Origin of the sequence: Mannheimia granulomatis (assembly GCF_013377255.1) — a bacterium.
Classification (GTDB): Bacteria; Pseudomonadota; Gammaproteobacteria; order Enterobacterales; family Pasteurellaceae; genus Mannheimia; species Mannheimia granulomatis.
The window spans coordinates 465,377-482,785 of sequence record NZ_CP016614.1; the positions used below are offsets into that span (position 1 = coordinate 465,377).

Genomic DNA, 17,409 nt, shown 5'->3' on the forward strand with positions numbered 1-17,409 from the left:
TATTTTTATTACAAACCACTATATATTGTGTTTTTGTTTGCTTTAAAATTAAACGGCTAAATTATAGAATCCTTGATAATACTATGTTTAAGGCGGTTTTTCTTGTATGATTGAGTCATCAATTTTAGGCTTAGAAGCCCTCTTTTGGTAAAATTTTTCGATTTTTTAACCGCTATATTTTATTTATGAATACTCAAAAACAGGATTTTTATCAAGGGCGTTTTTCGGTTGCTCCGATGTTAGATTGGACTACGCGCCATTGTCGCTATTTTCACCGTCAATTTTCGCAACATGCGTTGCTTTATACTGAGATGATTACTGCACCTGCGATTATCCATGCCAAATATGATTTATTGGAATACGATCCAAGTGAAAATCCGGTGGCATTGCAATTAGGCGGTAGCGACCCTGCTCAGCTTGCTCATTGTGCCAAATTAGTGGCGGAAAGAGGCTATGCCGAGGTGAATTTAAATGTCGGTTGCCCGTCAGACAGAGTACAAAATGGGATGTTCGGGGCTTGCTTAATGGGCAAGGCTGATTTAGTGGCGGATTGTATTAAAGCCATGCAAGATGCGGTAGAAATTCCTGTGACCGTCAAGCACCGTATCGGCATTGATGATTTAGACAGTTACGAATTTTTGTGTGATTTTATCGAGAAAATACAGCCGTATAGCAATGATTTTATTGTCCATGCCCGTAAAGCATGGCTGAGCGGATTAAGCCCAAAAGAAAATCGTGAAATTCCACCATTGGATTATGAACGGGTTTATCAGCTTAAACGAGATTTTCCCCATTTGAAGATAAGCATTAATGGCGGGATTAAAACGATTGATGAGATCAAACATCACCTACAGTTTGTGGATGGCGTTATGGTTGGGCGAGAGGCTTACCAGAATCCTTCGCTACTCGGTGAAATTGATTTGCAAATTTTTGATGAAAATCGACCGCTTGTTACCGCTAAAGAAGCCGTGGAGAAGATGTTTCCTTACATCGAACAGGAACTTTCAAAGGGCGTTTATCTTAACCATATTGTTCGTCATATGCTCGGGGCATTTCAAAATTGTAAAGGCGCAAGGCAGTGGCGTCGTCATTTGAGTGAAAATGCAACTAAACCCGGAGCCGGTGTAGAAATTGTAGAGCAAGCTCTTTCATTTATTAGTTAATTTTGAGGAAAATTATGGCAGATCCACATATTAAATCTCCAATGGATTTTGGTGATTATTTAACAGTGATTGTTTATCGTAGCGGCTTTGTATTAGCAACTGTGATGCTATTGCTCCTTCCTTATCAATTTGAGCTTGCTCAACTTGGCTTTTTAGTGGCAGGTGCCATGTTAGCTTCTTCATTACATTTATATGCGAAATCTTTCCGTCTGGTTTTCCAATTTTCCGCTTGGATCGGGCTATTATGTTATGTGTTTAATTTTCCGTTGCTCGCTTTAGGGGCAATGTTGTTGGTGATTGGCGGGCTAAGCTATAAAGAATATTTCTGTTTTAGAGTATTTGGCTTGAATTTTCAACCTGTTTTCGTTGCTATTCTATGGTTAGCTGTTGCTTTAGAATGGCCACTTTTAGTACAAATTTTTAGTGCGGTTTCAGGCTTATTATTGGCTGTGTTAAGTATTCAAAAATGGCGAATGCCACTGCATTTTGACATTGGCGATAAAACCAAATACCAAATCTAGTATTTGCAAAAATTTAGCGAAAATCGACCGCTTGTTATCAATAAATGAAAAAAGAAAACGGCTAGAACCTGAAATTCTAGCCGTTTTTGTCATTGTGGTTTAGCGTAGAAACGCCGGAATATTTTTCTCATAAGCTGCAATTGCCGCTTCGTGTTGTAGAGTTAAGCCTATGTTGTCTAAACCGTTTAATAAACAATGGCGACGAAATTCATCCAGTTCAAAAGTATAGACTTTATCGCCAACGGTCACGGTCATCGCTTCCAAATCGATGTGAATTTGCTTACCTTCATTTGCCCAAACCCATTGGAAAATCTCTTCTACTTCTTCCTCGGTTAATTTAATTGGCAACATATGGTTGTTTAAGCTGTTATTGTAGAAGATATCCGCAAAACTTGGAGCGATCATCACCTTAAAACCATAATCGGCTAAAGCCCAAGGGGCGTGTTCACGGGAAGAACCACAACCTAAATTTTTACGAGCTAGTAAAATCGTTGCACCTTGATATTGCGGAAAGTTGAGTACGAAATCCGGATTGATTTGTGTTTCTTCCGCATCTAAGTAACGCCATTCGTGGAAAAGGTGTTTACCGAATCCTACACGGGTAATTGCTTGTAAAAATTGTTTTGGAATAATTGCATCTGTGTCCACATTCGCTGCATCAAGTGGAACAACTAAGCCTGAATGTTGTTTAATACCTGCCATGTTCCTGCTCCTTACTTTTATGTGTTTAATGAAACTTTACGAATATCGACAAATTTACCGAACACCGCCGCAGCCGCTGCCATTGCCGGACTCACTAAGTGGGTACGACCGTTACGCCCTTGGCGACCTTCGAAATTACGGTTTGAGGTGGAAGCACAGCGTTCCCATTCGCCTAAAATGTCATCATTCATACCTAAACACATTGAACAGCCCGGATTACGCCATTCTGCACCGGCTTCGATAAAGATTTTATCCAAGCCCTCTTTTTCTGCTTGCTCTTTTACTAAGCCTGAACCCGGTACTACTAAAATACGTTTCACATTGTCTGCTTTTTTGCGTCCTTTCATCACAGCAGCAGCTGCGCGTAAATCTTCGATACGAGCATTGGTACAAGAACCGATAAAGACTTGATCAACAGAGACATTTTTCATATCGGTATGGGCTTCTAAACCAATGTAAGCTAAGGCTTTTTCAGCAGAAGCACGGGTTACCGGATCTTCCATATCACTTGGATTTGGAATTACATCATCAATGCCGATTACTTGCCCCGGGTTGGTTCCCCAAGTGACTTGTGGGGCAATATCTTTCGCTTCTAAAATCACTTCCGCATCGTAAGTTGCACCTTCATCGGTTTTTAAGGTTTTCCAATATTCAACGGCGTCTTCCCAATCTTTACCTTTTGGTGCATTTGGACGATCTTTTAAGTAAGCGAAAGTCGTTTCATCAGGGGCAACAATACCGGCTTTTGCACCGAATTCGATTGCCATATTACATACTGTCATACGGCCTTCCATTGAAAGATCACGAATCGCTTCGCCGCAGAATTCCACCACATAACCTGTGCCACCTGCCATCGTGGTTTTGCCGATAATCGCAAGTACGATATCTTTAGCGGTAATGCCCGGGTTCACTTTGCCGCGAACTTCTACTTTCATCGTTTTAGAACGTGCTTGTTTTAAGGTTTGGGTTGCAAGAACGTGTTCTACTTCAGAAGTGCCGATACCAAATGCCAAGGCTCCGAATGCACCGTGCGTTGCGGTGTGTGAGTCTCCACATACAATTGTCATTCCCGGGAGCGTTAAACCTTGTTCCGGTCCCATAACATGTACGATACCTTGTTGTTTTTTGGTGATATCAAATAATGAAATACCGTTTTCAGCACAATTTTTTTCTAATTCCATTACTTGGATTTTTGCTTGCCCTTCAAGCTGTTGGACATCTCGCACTTGGGTAGAAATACTATGGTCCATGGTGCCAAACGTTTTATTGACTTGACGAACTTGGCGTCCGGCAACACGTAAGCCATCAAAGGCTTGCGGGCTGGTTACTTCGTGAATTAAATGGCGGTTGATATAAATAATTGGCGTTTCGCCTTCTGCTTCATAAACGACATGTGAGTCGAAGAGTTTTTCGTATAATGTTTTTGCCTTTTGCATAAAATGTTCCAACTCAAAAAATGTATAAGAATGCCCGTTTACAAGTGGTCACAAAAAGTAACGTTTTGGTTTGCAAAAAAGTTTGCTAAAACGACCGCTTGTATCGGTTTGTTAAGACTATAACGATTTCAAAAATGAAAGTAAAATATAATTTTTATTGTGAATTTCCATTTTTTATGCTGTCAAATAAGCCTAAAAATAGCTTTAATTGTTAATGTGAAGAATATTATTCTAATTAATCTGTTTATTGCAGTGGCTTATCCAGTCATTATCAAACTTTATAGAGCTATTTTCTTTTATTACTTTTTATTGGTTTTTTTACAATAAAAGGTGATTTCTATCACATTTTTAAAAAAATCATCTTGCAATCAAAATAATAATCTCTAGACTCAAAAAATTCATTCAAAAAAGAAATGTGATTTGAGATCACCTTATCATTTATAAATGGAGATTAAATATGCAGTCAAAATTCCCTCTTTCATTTTTAACCGCCTCTCTTGTATTGGGGTTATCGGCCAATGTATTTGCAGCAAAAGTACCTGAAGGCACCGTACTTGCCGATAAACAGGAGATTGTGATCAACAACGGCTCGGAACCTTCAAGTTTTGATCCGCATAAAATTGATGGTGTGCCTGAATCTCGAGTAGCCTATCAATTATTTGAAGGGCTGGTGACAAAAGATGCTGAGGGCAATTTACAGCCGGGTGTGGCAGTTTCCTGGGAGAATTCCACAGATTACAAAACATGGACATTCAAATTACGCCAGGATGCTAAATGGTCTAACGGTGATGCTGTGACTGCTCACGATTTCGTATTTGCCTGGCAACGTTTGGCTAATCCGCTTACAGCCTCACCTTATTCAAGCTATTTGACTTATTTAAATGTTGAAAATGCTCAAGATATTATTGACGGTAAGAAAAAACCGGAAGAGTTAGCGGTAAAAGCGGTAGATGATTTTACTTTCCAAGTACAATTAAGCCAGCCGGTGCCTTATGCGGTAGAGCTGCTTACCCATTCTTCATTATTGCCGGTAAATAAAGCTGTAGTGGAAAAATTAGGTGATACGTGGGTAAAAAAAGAAAATTTAGTTGGTAACGGTGCTTATAAGTTGGTTGACCACGTTATTAATGAAAAAATTGTGTTTGAGCGTAACGCAAATTATTGGAACGATAAAGAAACCGTGATTAATAAAGCGACTTTCTTAGCTATTCCAAATGCTACAACAGACGTTGCCCGCTACCGTGCCGGTGATTTGGATATTACTGACTATGCTTTACCACCAGAGCAGTTTGCAACGCTAAAAAATGAAATTCCAAATGAAGTGTTTACTGCCAGAACACTTTCAACATACTACTATGAGTTCAACAACAAAAAAGCACCGTTTGATAATATCAAAGTTCGAGAAGCATTAAACTTAGCGTTAGATCGTAATATCATTACCGATAAAGTGCTAGGTCAAGGGCAAACACCAACTTATGTATTTACCCCGACTTATATTCATGAGGGTGAAAAAATCAAACAGCCGGCTTATTCAGCAGAATCGATGGCGGATAGAAAAGCGAAAGCATTAAAATTATTAGAAGAAGCCGGTTATAGTAAGTCTAATCCACTGAAATTTACCATTCTCTATAATACTAATGACAACCATAAGAAAATTGCGATTGCTGCTTCCTCTTTATGGAAGCAAGGCACTGACGGTATTGTGGATGTGAAATTAGAAAACCAAGAGTGGAAAACTTTCTTAGATAGTCGTCGTAACGGCAATTATGATGTTTCTCGTGCCGGTTGGTCTGGAGATTATAACCAAGCAACGACTTTCGTAAATTATTTCTTGTCTAACTCAAGTAATAATACAGCGTTCTATAGTAATAAAGCCTATGATGATGCGGTGGCAGAATCTTACAAAGCCAATGATGCTAACGGAAGGGCAGAAGCCTATGCAAAAGCAGAGGAGATACTGGCAAAAGATTATGCGATTATGCCGATTTACAACTATGTAAACCCTCGTTTGGTGAAGCCTTATGTAAAAGGTTATAGTGGCAAAGATCCGCAAGATGATATCCTACTTCGCAATTTATATATTGTGAAATAATGAGCGTAAGGCTGTTTATTGAAAAATAGGCAGCCTTTCTTTTTACTAAAAATGTGAGAGAAAAATGGCGATAAAATTGTTTTCTATTTACGGGAGAGTGCAAGGCGTGGCATTTCGCTTCTTTACCCGGCAAGAAGCGCAAAGGCTCGGGGTAAAAGGCTATACCCGAAATCGTGATGATGGCTCGGTTGAAGTTGTAGCCGAGGCTAATGATGAAATAATGACTGAATTTGAAAAATGGCTCTATAAAGGCTCGCCTTCTGCCCGCGTAGAACGGGTGGTTGCAACTGATTATTTGGGTACAGAGATTTTTAAACGATTTGAAATTCGGCGATAGTAAAAGCAAGCGGTCGAATTTATTCAAAAAATTGCAAAAATTTTTATAAATTCAACCGCTTGTTGTTTTTATTTTTAAGATTAATCTAACGCTTTTTCGATTTTCTCAAACAGATCACGAGCGAGATTATCCAATTCACGTAAGCGTTCTAACCCACGGCGCATAAGCGTTTGACGTTGGTTGTCATAGCGGGAAAGTTTAATTAACGGCTCAATAAGTCGTGCGGCAACTTGTGGGTTGCTGTCGTTGAGCTTAATTAAAATATCTACTAAGAAACGATAGCCTGAGCCATCAATGGCGTGGAAGGCTTTCGGGTTCTGGCTACAGAATGCGCCGACTAATGAACGTAAGCGGTTTGGATTATTGAAATTGAAACTTGGATGTTCCATCAATTCTTGAACAATTGATAATACATCTTCGTCCGGACGACCGGCTTGTAACATAAACCATTTATCCATCACTAAACCATCGTGCTTCCATTTTTCTTCAAAATCGGCTAACAGAGCATCACGGCAACTGAGCTTCGCTTTAGTCGCTGCTTGCAATGCTGCCAGAGTGTCGGTCATATTATCCGCATTTTGATAGTGCTTATGTACAAGCGTGTTACCTAAATCGGTAAAGGCTAAATAGTTTAAGCACACATTACGCAATGCACGTTTGGCAATATCTTGTGCAATAACCTGATATTCTCCACATTTGTTTTGGTTATAAACCTCAAAAAATTTATCTTGCAAGTTTTGAGCAATAGACACTTGCATAAATTCACGTACTAAGGCAATACCTGTTGGGTCAATCGTTTTAAAAGATTCTGCAAATTCAGTCTCTTTAGGCAGCGTTAAGGTTAATGCGGTTAAGGCCGGATCTTGTGTGCTGTTTTCCAGCACAAACGTTAAGGCATTTGCTAACTCGGTTGAGAAACTTAACGGCTGGTTTTGTTGATAACGGCTTAAATTTTCACGCAGTTCATTGGTATAAAGCATTTGTGCTGCATCCCAGCGAATGAAGTCATTTTCAGCATGTTTTAGCAGCGTTAATAATTGGTCAGAGGTATAGTTATAATCTAAACGAACCGGGGCTGAAAAATCACAAAGCAGAGCCGGCACAGGGCGTTGGGTTACATTATGGAACTCAAACGTCTGATGCTCTGCTGTTACATCTAGCACATCGCTTACGGTGAGTAATTCATATTGAAGCGGAATCTTTTTCCCGTCATTTTCACCATATAACGCTATTTTCAGTGGAATATGTAGATTTAATTTTTCCAACTGATCGTGCGTAGATGGGGTCATTTGCGAAATATGTAAGCGATAAGCTTTACGTCCGGCATCATATTCATCGGAGATGGTGAGTTCCGGTGTGCCGGATTGGCTATACCAACGGCGGAATTGCTCTAAATTTATACCGGATGCATCTTGCATAGCATCAATGAAATTATCACAAGTTGCCGCTGAACCGTCATGTCTTTCCACATAAAGCTGCATCCCTTTTTGGAATTTTTCTTCACCTAATAAAGTGTGAATCATACGAATCACTTCAGCGCCTTTTTCATAGACAGTTACAGTGTAGAAGTTATTCATTTCAATCACTTTTTCCGGACGAATCGGGTGAGCCATCGGGCTGGCATCTTCAGCAAATTGCACGGTACGCAGTAGGCGAACATCTTCAATTCGTTTTACCGAACGAGACCATAAATCGGAAGTAAATTCTTGATCACGAAAAACCGTTAAGCCCTCTTTTAAGCTTAATTGGAACCAGTCACGGCAGGTAATGCGGTTGCCCGTCCAGTTATGAAAATATTCATGGGCGATCACCGCTTCAATATCCAAATAATCGCTATCTGTGGCAGTTTCAGGTTTTGCTAACACAAATTTAGAGTTGAAGATATTTAAGCCTTTATTTTCCATTGCGCCCATATTGAAGAAATCAACGGCAACAATCATATAAATATCTAAATCGTATTCAAGACCGAAGCGCTCTTCATCCCATTTCATTGAACGTTTTAGGCTTTCCATTGCCCAAGGAGCGCGGTCTAAATTGCCTCGGTCAACATAGATTTCAAGTGTCACTTCACGCCCGCTTTTGGTGATAAATTTATCTTGTAATAAGTCAAAATCACCGGCCACTAAAGCAAAAAGATAGCTTGGTTTAAAGAACGGATCTTGCCATTCAACCCAATGGCGGCCATCGTGCAACTCTCCTTGAGCAATGCGGTTACCGTTGGAAAGTAGGAACGGGTATTTGTTCTTACTAGCGGTTATTTTTGTCGTATATTTTGCAAGTACGTCCGGGCGGTCAAGCATATAAGTAATTTGACGGAAGCCTTCTGCTTCGCATTGAGTGCAAAGCCCATCGCCTGATTTATATAAACCTTGTAGCGAGGTATTTTGTGCCGGATTGAGAGCGGTTTCAATTTCAAGCTCAAAGCGATCTGCTGCTACATCAGCTAAATTTAAGGTTAAAGATTCAGTATCTTTTTCGTAAGCAGAAAAGGCTTGTCCGTTGAACTTAATTGAGAGGAAATCAAAACTATGCCCATCTAAACGTAGAACCGTTGCTTCTGGATTTTTGCGCTCAACGCTTAATTTTGAAGTCACGAAAGTTCTGTCGGGATCGAGCTGGAAATCAAGATAAATATCGGTAATGGTAAAATCGGGTGCTCGGTAATCTTTTCTTAATTTTGCTTTAGGTTGCATAGGATTTCCTTTGATTTGATGGGCAGAATGTTACCCGTAGAATTAGCTCGACTATTTTACTAAAATTGTAGCAAATTTTCCAAAAAATCTGACCGCTTGTATCTGTATTTTTAGCTTAAAGAATGCGGCGGTTTTATCGCTTGTTTATGTTATATAGCCTAGGCATTCAAACGATGCAGTTGGGAAATACCAAGTAAGATATTGTTGCAAGTAGCGCTGGGTTTCTTGTTCAATAATGGTATCTATACTCGGGTATTGGTTGTAGATTACAGACAGTATGTTAATTCCTCTTTGCTTACATACTTCAAGGCTGAGTAAGGTATGGTTAATACTGCCTAATTTCCCGGATGTGACTAAGATAAGTGGATGACCTTGTTGCTGGATATAATCTAAGGTAGTTTCCGTTTCGTTATAAGGAACTAATAGACCTCCGGCGGTTTCCAGCAAAACATAATCATATTTTTGGCTTAAACGTTGGGTAGCCTGCGTAATCACTTCCGGCAGAATAGGTTGATTGACCAGCTTAGCGGCAAGGTGAGGGGAGCAAGGGTAGGGGAAAACATAAGGGCATGTAATACCTTGTAAATCATCATCCGTAAGCGGGATTCCCTGCATATTGCGATGGGCGATGATGTCCTCAGAGATTTGCTCACACCCTGTTTGCACCATTTTTTGTGTAATTACCGAGAATCCTTGAGTGGCTAGTTTTTGGGCATACCAACCTGTCGCCACCGTTTTTCCGATATCGGTATCAATGCCGGCGATAAAAATGACCTTTGCTGTCATGTTATTTCCTCTCTTTTTTCTTCGCCAAGCAGTAAAGCGGTGCATAGGTGAGCGATACTTTACCGCTTGGTGTACTGTAATTTTCTAAATAGTTGTGATAGAAATTATGCAGGGTGTTTTTTGTCCAAATGGTGTTGTGAGTGGCAGTAACCCCGGTTGATTTCAAATGTTGTAACACCGCTTTAGGGGAGTCTAGTTCTAATATGATGTTTGCTTGGCTTAAGTGAAGAACCTCAAATTCCTGTTCTAGCCATTGTTGCCATTCACTCAATGAGGGATAACTCAAACCGATCCCGGTTAGCTGTTTTATTTCTCGTAAGTTCTGTTCGGCAAAAGTGCTAAAAAGTAAGATGCCATTCGCTTTTAGCTGGGAGGCACTATGTCGGATGAATAACTGTTTTTCATGAAACCATTGCACAGCCGAGGCTGAGGCAACTAAGTGATATTTCCCATCAAGCGGGCAGAGTTCGGCATTACCTTGATGGAAATGAAAATTTCCTTGCGGCAAAATTTTATCTAAAAACGAGCTGCAGTCACCATCCATACTAAACAGGCTTTCGGTGACAATAATAATACGTTCAAATTCTCGGTGGTTTGTGTGAAGAATTTGTTCTAGGTGCGATAAATCATTATGGCGATAGCGTAAAAATTTAGCGCCACTTAACCGAATACCGTCAATGAGGCTGGCGTGGACTAATTTATCGGCAACAATTAATGTGCAAGGTGTAGCGATTGCAGGCAGAATACCAATATTGGCGTGATAGCCGCTATTAAACAGCAAGGCACTTTCTCGCTGGAAACGTTGTGCCAATAATTTCTCTAAATCGTCATAAATCGGAAAAGAACCGGTTAATAAGCGAGAAGAAGAGGCGGTGAGAAGCGGTTGATTTTCACCATATTTTTGCAAAAACAGTTGGCGTAAATTATCATCGTTCGCTAACCCGAGATAGTCATTTGACGAAAGGTTCAGCATTGACATTCCATATCGAATAATATGTTTTCCTTGATGAATTAAGGAGGGAATAGTGCGAAATTGTTCTTGTTGTTTTAAGTTTTCTAATGTTGTAGAGAAAAAATCAAGCATCGTATTCTTCCTTAATGGCCGCAATCAACCCTTGTGTTAATTGACTAAGTTGAGCCGGCTCAATAATGAAGGGCGGCATAATATAAATTAAACGCCCAAATGGACGCACCCAGACGCCTTTTTCCACAAAACGGGGCTGTAATGTTTTCATATTGACCGGCTGGTGCATCTCTATAACCCCGATGGCGCCTAAAACACGAACCTCTTTAACGACAGGTAAAGAGGCTGCAACTTGAAGCTCTTGTGTTAGTTGTTGCTCAATCTGTTTAATACGAGTTTGCCAGTCGGTTTCTAATAATAGCTTAATACTTTCATTTGCAATAGCACAAGCAAGCGGGTTTGCCATAAAGGTTGGACCATGCATAAAACATTTCGCCTCCCCATTGCAAATTGTTTCGGCAATGTGTTGATTCGTGATAGTTGCCGATAAAGTTAGGTAACCTCCGGTAAGTGCTTTACCTAAGCAAATAATATCGGGAGTAACGTTAGCATGTTCAAGAGCAAACATTTTACCTGTTCGTCCAAAACCGGTGGCGATTTCATCAAAGATAAGTAGAACCCCGTATTGCCGGCAAAGAGCTTGTGCTTTTTGTAAATAAATCGGAGAGTAAAAATACATACCTCCGGCGCCTTGAACGATCGGTTCTAAAATTAATGCGGCGATTTCTTGATGTTTTTCTGCTAAAAGAGCGGCAAGTGGAGCAATCGCTTGTTCATCCCAAGGCTCATTGAATTTAATAGCGGGTTGAGGCAAAAAATATTGAACGGGTAGGCTGCGATTAAATAAACTGTGCATTCCGGTATCGGGGTCGCATACCGACATAGCATGCCAAGTATCACCATGGTAGCCACTGCGAATAGTTGCAAATTTGTACCTTGTAGTTTGCCCGCAAGCGTGTTGGTACTGGACAGCCATTTTCATCGCTACTTCCACCGCCACAGATCCGCTATCCGCAAAAAAGACTTTATTTAAATTCTCCGGCAATAATTCAACAAGTGTTTGTGCCAGCTTGACTGCAGGCTCATGCGTTAATCCGCCAAACATAATATGGCTCATTTTGTCGAGTTGCTGATGAGCCGCTGCATTTAAACGCGGGTGGTTATAACCGTGTAATGCAGCCCACCAGGAGGACATTCCGTCTATTAACTGTATGCCATTTTTGAGTGTAATGATGACGCCTTCTGCTTTTTCAACCGCATATATCGGCATAGTGTTTGGAATACTGGAATAAGGATGCCAAATATGTTGATAATCAAGATCTAAAAGTTGCTGTTCATTCATAATTATGGCTTTTGTCCGATAAGTAAATTGCTGTTATGACCATTAATTTAGTAAACAATATTGTGCCATAAAAAGCGTATTTATTCTAACTGGCTTCGCGATTAGGTTTTGATGATTGAATTTAAAAGATAGGTGGGATAAAACAACCAAATGTAGAATCAACCCTTCTACTAAGATAATAACAAAGGGCCGATTATTGAGCTAATGAAATAACTAGTTAGTTTGGTGACCTTGATCTAAATGGACGACGTTGATTAAATCATCTACACCGACATCAAAGGCTTTACCAAAACCTTTAACAAACAAGCCTGCACTTGGCTTGAAACAAAATAGGTTGAAGTCTTGCATTTTTGACAGTTCGTCAATTAAATCACCGTGGCGTGCTTTTAAAGCCGCAACACCGGATTCCCATTCTTCATTTCCGCGTTCAACAATGCGAGCGCTGGCATCAAAAGTGAGACGGCGACGGGCAAAAATTTGACGGCTTTTAGTTTCGTCTTCAATCAGCATTAGAGAAACTTTTGGCACTTCCAGTAAATTACGAGCATGGCGTGCAATGGTTGAAATGAGGACCTGATACTCTCCGTTATTAATCACAAATGGAGCATAGCTCACATTTGGTATACCATCTTTATCTACTGTTGAAAGAACAATAGTTTTAATTTGTTGTTTTAGCTCTTCAATTTCCGGTCCTAAGCGGTTTTGTAAAACCTCTTGGCGATTTGTTGTCATAAAATACCTCCAAAATAACGATTAATCCTTAGGAAATTATTATAATGAATAAATCTTTGTTATCAAGCAATTGAGAATCATTATTGATATTTTTGTGTTTTACCTTTATTATTGATAATGCAGACCAATTAAAAAATAAAGATTATTAGCAATTTACCTAGGGAGAATTATTATGCTAATCAATCAACAATCAATAAATCTTGCTAAATTACGCCCAACGTTATTAGCACTAAGTATTAGTAGTGTTTTAGGGGCTCCAATGCTATATGCAGAAGAGCTAACAACAGAACTATCTGAAGTAAATGTTGTAGCTCAAGAAGAAGTTAAAGCATCTACAGAGAAAAAAAACAAAGAGGCAATTCAACAAGAGCTAATTCAAAATAATCGAGATTTAGTTCGCTATAGCCCTGATGTTGGTATTGTTAACCAAGGAAGGCATCAAAAAGGCTTTGCTATTCGTGGAGTAGAAGATAATCGTGTTGGAATTAGTATTGATGGCATAGCTCTTCCTGATTCAGAAGAAAATTCACTCTATAAACGTTACGGGAATTTAAATACCTCTCGTCAGTCTATTGACCCTGAACTGGCACGTACTATTGAAGTATCAAAGGGTGCGGATTCTTTTAATCAAGGTAGTGGTAATTTAGGTGGTGGTGTCAATTATCGAACACTTGAGGCTTATGATATTGTGCGAGGTGGCAATAAATTTGGTGCTTTATATCGTACAGGTTATGGTACGCGTAATAATGAATGGGTAAATACCTTTGGTGTTGGCTACTTAGGTGAACAATTGGACGCTGTATTGCTTTATTCTAATCGTCACGGACATGAGATGGAAAGTGCAGGAGGGTATACTGTTCCTGAAGATTCATTGCAAACTCGGACAATCGGTAGTAGTAAGCAAACTCCTGATGATGCTACCCATAATAATCATAGCTATTTAGCTAAACTTGCTTATCGTTTTAATGATAAGCATCGTGTTGGTGTATCTTACAGTGGTCAAAATAATAAGAATTATATTATTGAAGACTCAGCGGTGTATTTAAGCTCATATTGGCGTGAAGCGGAAGACCGTAGTAAACGTGATACGGTAAATGTTTTTTATGAATATTTTCCGGAATCAAAATGGATAGCATTAGCGAAGATAGATGTAGATTATCAAGATACTGAAACTGCTGCCTATAACTATGAAGGTACTCGTGCTGAAGCGGCTACCAAATGGAGCCCGGAAAAACAAAGAAAGCCAAGTGATACGAATATTCGTATTTTTAATACCGAGTTAAAACGCTTAAATTTCCGCTTAGATAGCCAAGCATTAGAATTCGGTAAATTAACTCATCAGCTATCTTTCAGAGCTTCTACAGCAGAGCGAGATTTTGATGTTTTGCATAAAGATTCGGTTTACTTATCTAATACTTGGATAAATTCGCCTAATTCTACAATGATGCATCCGATTAAAACTAAGCAACACGCTTTTTCATTGCATGACAAGATTGATTTAACTCATGATTGGAAAATGATGTTAGGACTTCGTTATGATTGGGCAAAATATGAGCAACAAGAACTAAAAGGGCTTGCCTGTCGTAACTGTGTAAAAACAGATAATGCGAAATTTAATCAAATAACTTGGGTGGCCGGTTTGGAAAAACACCTGACTGATGCATGGAAAGTTGCATATAACATTGGAACAGGATTCCGTATTCCTAATGCTTCAGAAATGTATTTTGATTACCGTGATAATGCAGCAGGAGCTTGGGTGTCAAATCCAAACCTAAAAGCTGAACGTAGTTTAACCCAAAATTTAAGCTTACAAGCTAACGGTAATGTTGGACAACTCTCAGTCAATTTACACCATACGAAATATAAAGATTTCTTATGGGAGCAGGAAACATGGGATGTTTTTCGGGCTTACGGTAGAGAGTTATGGCGTCCGGTGCAGCAAATGCAAAATATTGATTCTGCAAAAATCTATGGGGTAGAAGTAAGTGGTAAATGGAACCTAAATTCTGCTATGTCCATCCCTGAGGGTTGGAAGCTATTTGGCTCATTAGGTTATAGCAAAGGCAGTATGTCAAATGGTGCAGATCTACTTTCTATTCAACCTATTAAGGCTGTTGTGGGTTTAGACTATGAACAACCTGAAGGTAAATGGGGTATCTTTTCTCGTTTAACCTTCTTAGGGGCGAAAAAAGCGAAAGATGCCAAATATCTCAAAGCCTTACCGGAACGATGTGTCAAGGAGCAAAGAACGCCTAATCCTTATTACCCACATTGGGGGGAGGAATATGAAGTTCGTTGTACTGAATACTCACATGAAACAGGTTTAGACACTTGGAAACATTTAAATACGAAAGCCTTTATTGTGGATTTATACGGTTTTTATAAACCAACGGAAAATATCACATTGCGTGCCGGCGTTTATAATTTGCTTAACCGCAAATACCATACTTGGGATACTTTACGTGGTTTAAATACAACAGGCGGGGTGGTTAATTCCGTAGGGGTTCGTGAAAATTATAAATATGGCGGGTATCCTGGCTTACAGCGTTATTATGAGCCAGGCCGCAATTTCTCGGCTGGCTTTGAATATCGTTTCTAACTATTTATATAACTCAAGAGAGCCATTTGGCTCTCTTTTCTTCAAGGAGAATCTAGATGTTATCAACTGAACAACAAACCACTTTACGTGCTGAACTTGCGGAAAATCCGGGGCAGATTTTAGAAATGTTAGCGGCAAAATATCAATGCTCATTAGAAGAGGTGATGTTGAATTTGCCGTCTGAAATGTTAAAAGTAACAGAAGGCGAACGTTTTGCTGAAATATTACAAGCAATTCATGAATGGGATGATGCTATTACCCTGATTTCCCATACTGAAGATACGATTATTGAGTTTGTCGGTATACTTCCAAGCGGTTCAATTTCCCGCGGATTTTACAATTTTGAACATAAAGAAGGCGGTGGCTTACAAGGGCATTTACGTTATGAAAATTGCGCCAAAATCTATTTGTTAGATCGCCCGTTTAGAGGAAAACGCACGGTTTCACTTATTTTTATCAATAAAAAAGGCAATGCGATGTTTAAGATTTTCGTTGGAAGAGATAAAGTCGGCGGTGCATTGAAAGAAAACCAAATAAAAGCCTTATATCAATTAATTGGCTAGTAGATGTAGCGGAAGAGAATGTGCAAAAAAATTGCGATTTTTGACCGCTTGTAACCTCGTCTTATTATTTCATTTTATAAGAAAAAGGCTGCAATTTTTTGTTGCAGCCTTCTAGTTTCTAGATTAACCCACCGCTTGTGGTAGATAACCCAATTGAATTAAAAACGGAATCACCATAATGATAATCCCCGCAACTAACGCGATTACTAATGCAGCATTACCACCAATTACTCGATACGGTAAGTTTGGGTATTGGCTACGGGCTTTCCACGCTAGGCCGATTGGTAAAATCATACCGTAGAAAGCAAATAACAAGCCTGCATAACCTAACGCCATAATAAAGCCGTCCGGATAGAATAACGCAAACAGAATAGGTGGTAAGAATGTGGCAAGCGTCAGCCATAAGCGGTTTGACGGTAAATTTAGGCGTTTTAATAAATCGCCCACGCCTTCAAAAATCCCTAATGCCACACCTAAAAATGAAGTAATTAATGCAAGTACCGAGAATAAACGAACTACTTCGCCTAAAATGGTGCTGCCGGTGATTTGGCTGGTTGCTGTCACCAAACCATTTAAAGTCGGGTCTTGTTTTAAAATAGTAGTGAATTCATTTTGACTTAATACACCGTGAGTCGCCAACTGCCAAAGTAGATAAGCCACTAATGGAATTGCCGTGCCGATGTAAATCGCTTTACGAATTTTACCGATATCGGCATCTAAATAAGTATTAATGGTTGCCATAATTACATGGAAACCAAAGGCGGTAAAGAAAATCGGTACCGCAGAAATCACAAGCAAGTTATCAAGCGGAATTGCGGTTAGATTCTCTAATTTTGCTTTTGGCAACATCATTATTAACACCGCAATAAAGGCGATAATTTTACCAATGAAAAGCAGGCGGGTTAGACCATCAACAGATTTGACACCAATTACCACAAACATACCCAAAACAACGGTAAAAATTAAAATGCTGATTTTAAGTTTCAAATCCGCATCTGCCATTTCCGGCATAATGCCGGCAAGTAGTGAGCCTCCACCGGTGATATAAGCTGAGAGTAACGCATAAAGCAGAACCAATAAGCTGAAAGTTGCCAGCACGCGTCCAATTAAACCAAAGTATTGCTCAGCAAGGCTGGCAACCCCCACGTCTTTTTTCGGTGCAGTTTGATATACTTCCATAAATAATAAGCCTGTATAGGCAAGTAATGCCCACAAGGCAATTAATAGTAACGCAGTGGCAGTAAAGCCCATACCTGCGGATGTTAATGGCATGGCAAGCATACCTGCACCAATAGTGGTGCCTGCAATCATCAATGCACTTCCTAAAATTTTATTTTTCATAATCTTGTTTAGTTAAATTAAAAAGGGGAGTTATTCTATCAGAATTTTTTCTGAATGGATCTGAATGCAGCAATTTCT

At 39.6% G+C, this 17,409-nt stretch carries 13 protein-coding genes and 1 pseudogene; 6 read left to right on the forward strand and 8 right to left on the reverse strand.

What is annotated here, in order from left to right; all coding sequences use genetic code 11:
- Positions 1–185: 185 nt before the first annotated feature.
- Both dusA and A6B41_RS02160 read left to right on the forward strand, forming a co-directional pair.
- A complete protein-coding gene (gene dusA, locus A6B41_RS02155; RefSeq protein WP_027075011.1) occupies positions 186–1,163 on the forward strand; it encodes a tRNA dihydrouridine(20/20a) synthase DusA in 978 nt (325 codons plus the stop codon).
- Between the two features lie 14 nt (positions 1,164–1,177).
- The gene (locus tag A6B41_RS02160; protein WP_027075012.1) at positions 1,178–1,684 is read left to right on the forward strand and encodes a DUF2301 domain-containing membrane protein; all 507 of its coding nucleotides are present in this window, start codon (positions 1,178–1,180) and stop codon (positions 1,682–1,684) included.
- 99 nt (positions 1,685–1,783) lie between these two features.
- Here the strand turns inward: A6B41_RS02160 and leuD are convergent, their stop codons facing one another.
- Both leuD and leuC read right to left on the reverse strand, forming a co-directional pair.
- Entirely contained in the window at positions 1,784–2,386 is a 603-nt protein-coding gene (gene leuD / locus A6B41_RS02165) for a 3-isopropylmalate dehydratase small subunit (protein ID WP_027075013.1), read from the reverse strand.
- Between the two features lie 17 nt (positions 2,387–2,403).
- On the reverse strand, positions 2,404–3,822 hold the full coding sequence (gene leuC / locus A6B41_RS02170; protein ID WP_027075014.1) for a 3-isopropylmalate dehydratase large subunit: 1,419 nt from the start codon (positions 3,820–3,822) through the stop codon (positions 2,404–2,406).
- A 457-nt stretch (positions 3,823–4,279) separates the two neighbouring features.
- On the opposite strand from leuC, the gene A6B41_RS02175 reads away from it, so the two are divergent.
- Together A6B41_RS02175 and A6B41_RS02180 are read left to right on the forward strand one after the other, a co-directional pair.
- Entirely contained in the window at positions 4,280–5,914 is a 1,635-nt protein-coding gene (locus tag A6B41_RS02175; protein ID WP_027075015.1) for an ABC transporter substrate-binding protein, read from the forward strand.
- 64 nt (positions 5,915–5,978) lie between these two features.
- Positions 5,979–6,251, forward strand: a complete 273-nt coding sequence (locus A6B41_RS02180) for an acylphosphatase (RefSeq protein ID WP_027075016.1) — start codon at positions 5,979–5,981, stop codon at positions 6,249–6,251.
- Positions 6,252–6,331: 80 nt separating this feature from the next.
- Here A6B41_RS02180 and pepN read toward each other — a convergent pair whose 3' ends face one another.
- From pepN to hutZ, 5 genes and pseudogenes are all read right to left on the reverse strand, one after another.
- Entirely contained in the window at positions 6,332–8,944 is a 2,613-nt protein-coding gene (gene pepN / locus A6B41_RS02185; protein WP_027075017.1) for an aminopeptidase N, read from the reverse strand.
- Between the two features lie 144 nt (positions 8,945–9,088).
- Positions 9,089–9,730: a dethiobiotin synthase gene (gene bioD / locus A6B41_RS02190; protein WP_027075018.1), complete on the reverse strand. Its 642-nt coding sequence runs from the start codon at positions 9,728–9,730 to the stop codon at positions 9,089–9,091.
- Positions 9,731–10,262: 532 nt separating this feature from the next.
- Positions 10,263–10,814: pseudogene (locus tag A6B41_RS11095) on the reverse strand (aminotransferase class I/II-fold pyridoxal phosphate-dependent enzyme); the annotation flags it as partial.
- Positions 10,807–12,096, reverse strand: coding sequence for an adenosylmethionine--8-amino-7-oxononanoate transaminase (gene bioA / locus A6B41_RS02200; protein WP_027075019.1), 1,290 nt, complete (start codon positions 12,094–12,096; stop codon positions 10,807–10,809). The gene bioA and the pseudogene A6B41_RS11095, both read right to left, overlap by 8 nt.
- Before the next feature lie 213 nt (positions 12,097–12,309).
- A complete protein-coding gene (hutZ, locus tag A6B41_RS02205; protein ID WP_027075020.1) occupies positions 12,310–12,828 on the reverse strand; it encodes a heme utilization protein HutZ in 519 nt (172 codons plus the stop codon).
- 172 nt (positions 12,829–13,000) lie between these two features.
- Here hutZ and A6B41_RS02210 point away from each other — a divergent pair, with 172 nt between their 5' ends.
- Both A6B41_RS02210 and hutX read left to right on the forward strand, forming a co-directional pair.
- Complete coding sequence (locus tag A6B41_RS02210) at positions 13,001–15,427, forward strand: TonB-dependent hemoglobin/transferrin/lactoferrin family receptor (RefSeq protein WP_084493783.1); 2,427 nt, start codon at positions 13,001–13,003, stop codon at positions 15,425–15,427.
- A gap of 56 nt (positions 15,428–15,483) precedes the next feature.
- The gene (gene hutX, locus A6B41_RS02215) at positions 15,484–15,990 is read left to right on the forward strand and encodes a heme utilization cystosolic carrier protein HutX (protein ID WP_027075022.1); all 507 of its coding nucleotides are present in this window, start codon (positions 15,484–15,486) and stop codon (positions 15,988–15,990) included.
- Positions 15,991–16,113: 123 nt separating this feature from the next.
- Here hutX and A6B41_RS02220 read toward each other — a convergent pair whose 3' ends face one another.
- Positions 16,114–17,331, reverse strand: a complete 1,218-nt coding sequence (locus tag A6B41_RS02220) for an aromatic amino acid transport family protein (protein WP_027075023.1) — start codon at positions 17,329–17,331, stop codon at positions 16,114–16,116.
- Between the last annotated feature and the right edge of the window lie 78 nt (positions 17,332–17,409).

Bases quoted from the DNA above. Each gene is read 5' to 3' on its own strand.
- A6B41_RS02220 (WP_027075023.1), bottom strand. From the start codon at position 17,331: ATGAAAAATAAAATTTTAGGAAGTGCATTGATGATTGCAGGCACCACT.
- bioA (WP_027075019.1), bottom strand. From the start codon at position 12,096: ATGAATGAACAGCAACTTTTAGATCTTGATTATCAACATATTTGGCAT.
- pepN (WP_027075017.1), bottom strand. From the start codon at position 8,944: ATGCAACCTAAAGCAAAATTAAGAAAAGATTACCGAGCACCCGATTTT.
- dusA (WP_027075011.1), top strand. From the start codon at position 186: ATGAATACTCAAAAACAGGATTTTTATCAAGGGCGTTTTTCGGTTGCT.
- leuD (WP_027075013.1), bottom strand. From the start codon at position 2,386: ATGGCAGGTATTAAACAACATTCAGGCTTAGTTGTTCCACTTGATGCA.
- A6B41_RS02175 (WP_027075015.1), top strand. From the start codon at position 4,280: ATGCAGTCAAAATTCCCTCTTTCATTTTTAACCGCCTCTCTTGTATTG.
- bioD (WP_027075018.1), bottom strand. From the start codon at position 9,730: ATGACAGCAAAGGTCATTTTTATCGCCGGCATTGATACCGATATCGGA.
- A6B41_RS02210 (WP_084493783.1), top strand. From the start codon at position 13,001: ATGCTAATCAATCAACAATCAATAAATCTTGCTAAATTACGCCCAACG.
- A6B41_RS02160 (WP_027075012.1), top strand. From the start codon at position 1,178: ATGGCAGATCCACATATTAAATCTCCAATGGATTTTGGTGATTATTTA.
- hutX (WP_027075022.1), top strand. From the start codon at position 15,484: ATGTTATCAACTGAACAACAAACCACTTTACGTGCTGAACTTGCGGAA.
- hutZ (WP_027075020.1), bottom strand. From the start codon at position 12,828: ATGACAACAAATCGCCAAGAGGTTTTACAAAACCGCTTAGGACCGGAA.
- leuC (WP_027075014.1), bottom strand. From the start codon at position 3,822: ATGCAAAAGGCAAAAACATTATACGAAAAACTCTTCGACTCACATGTC.
- A6B41_RS02180 (WP_027075016.1), top strand. From the start codon at position 5,979: ATGGCGATAAAATTGTTTTCTATTTACGGGAGAGTGCAAGGCGTGGCA.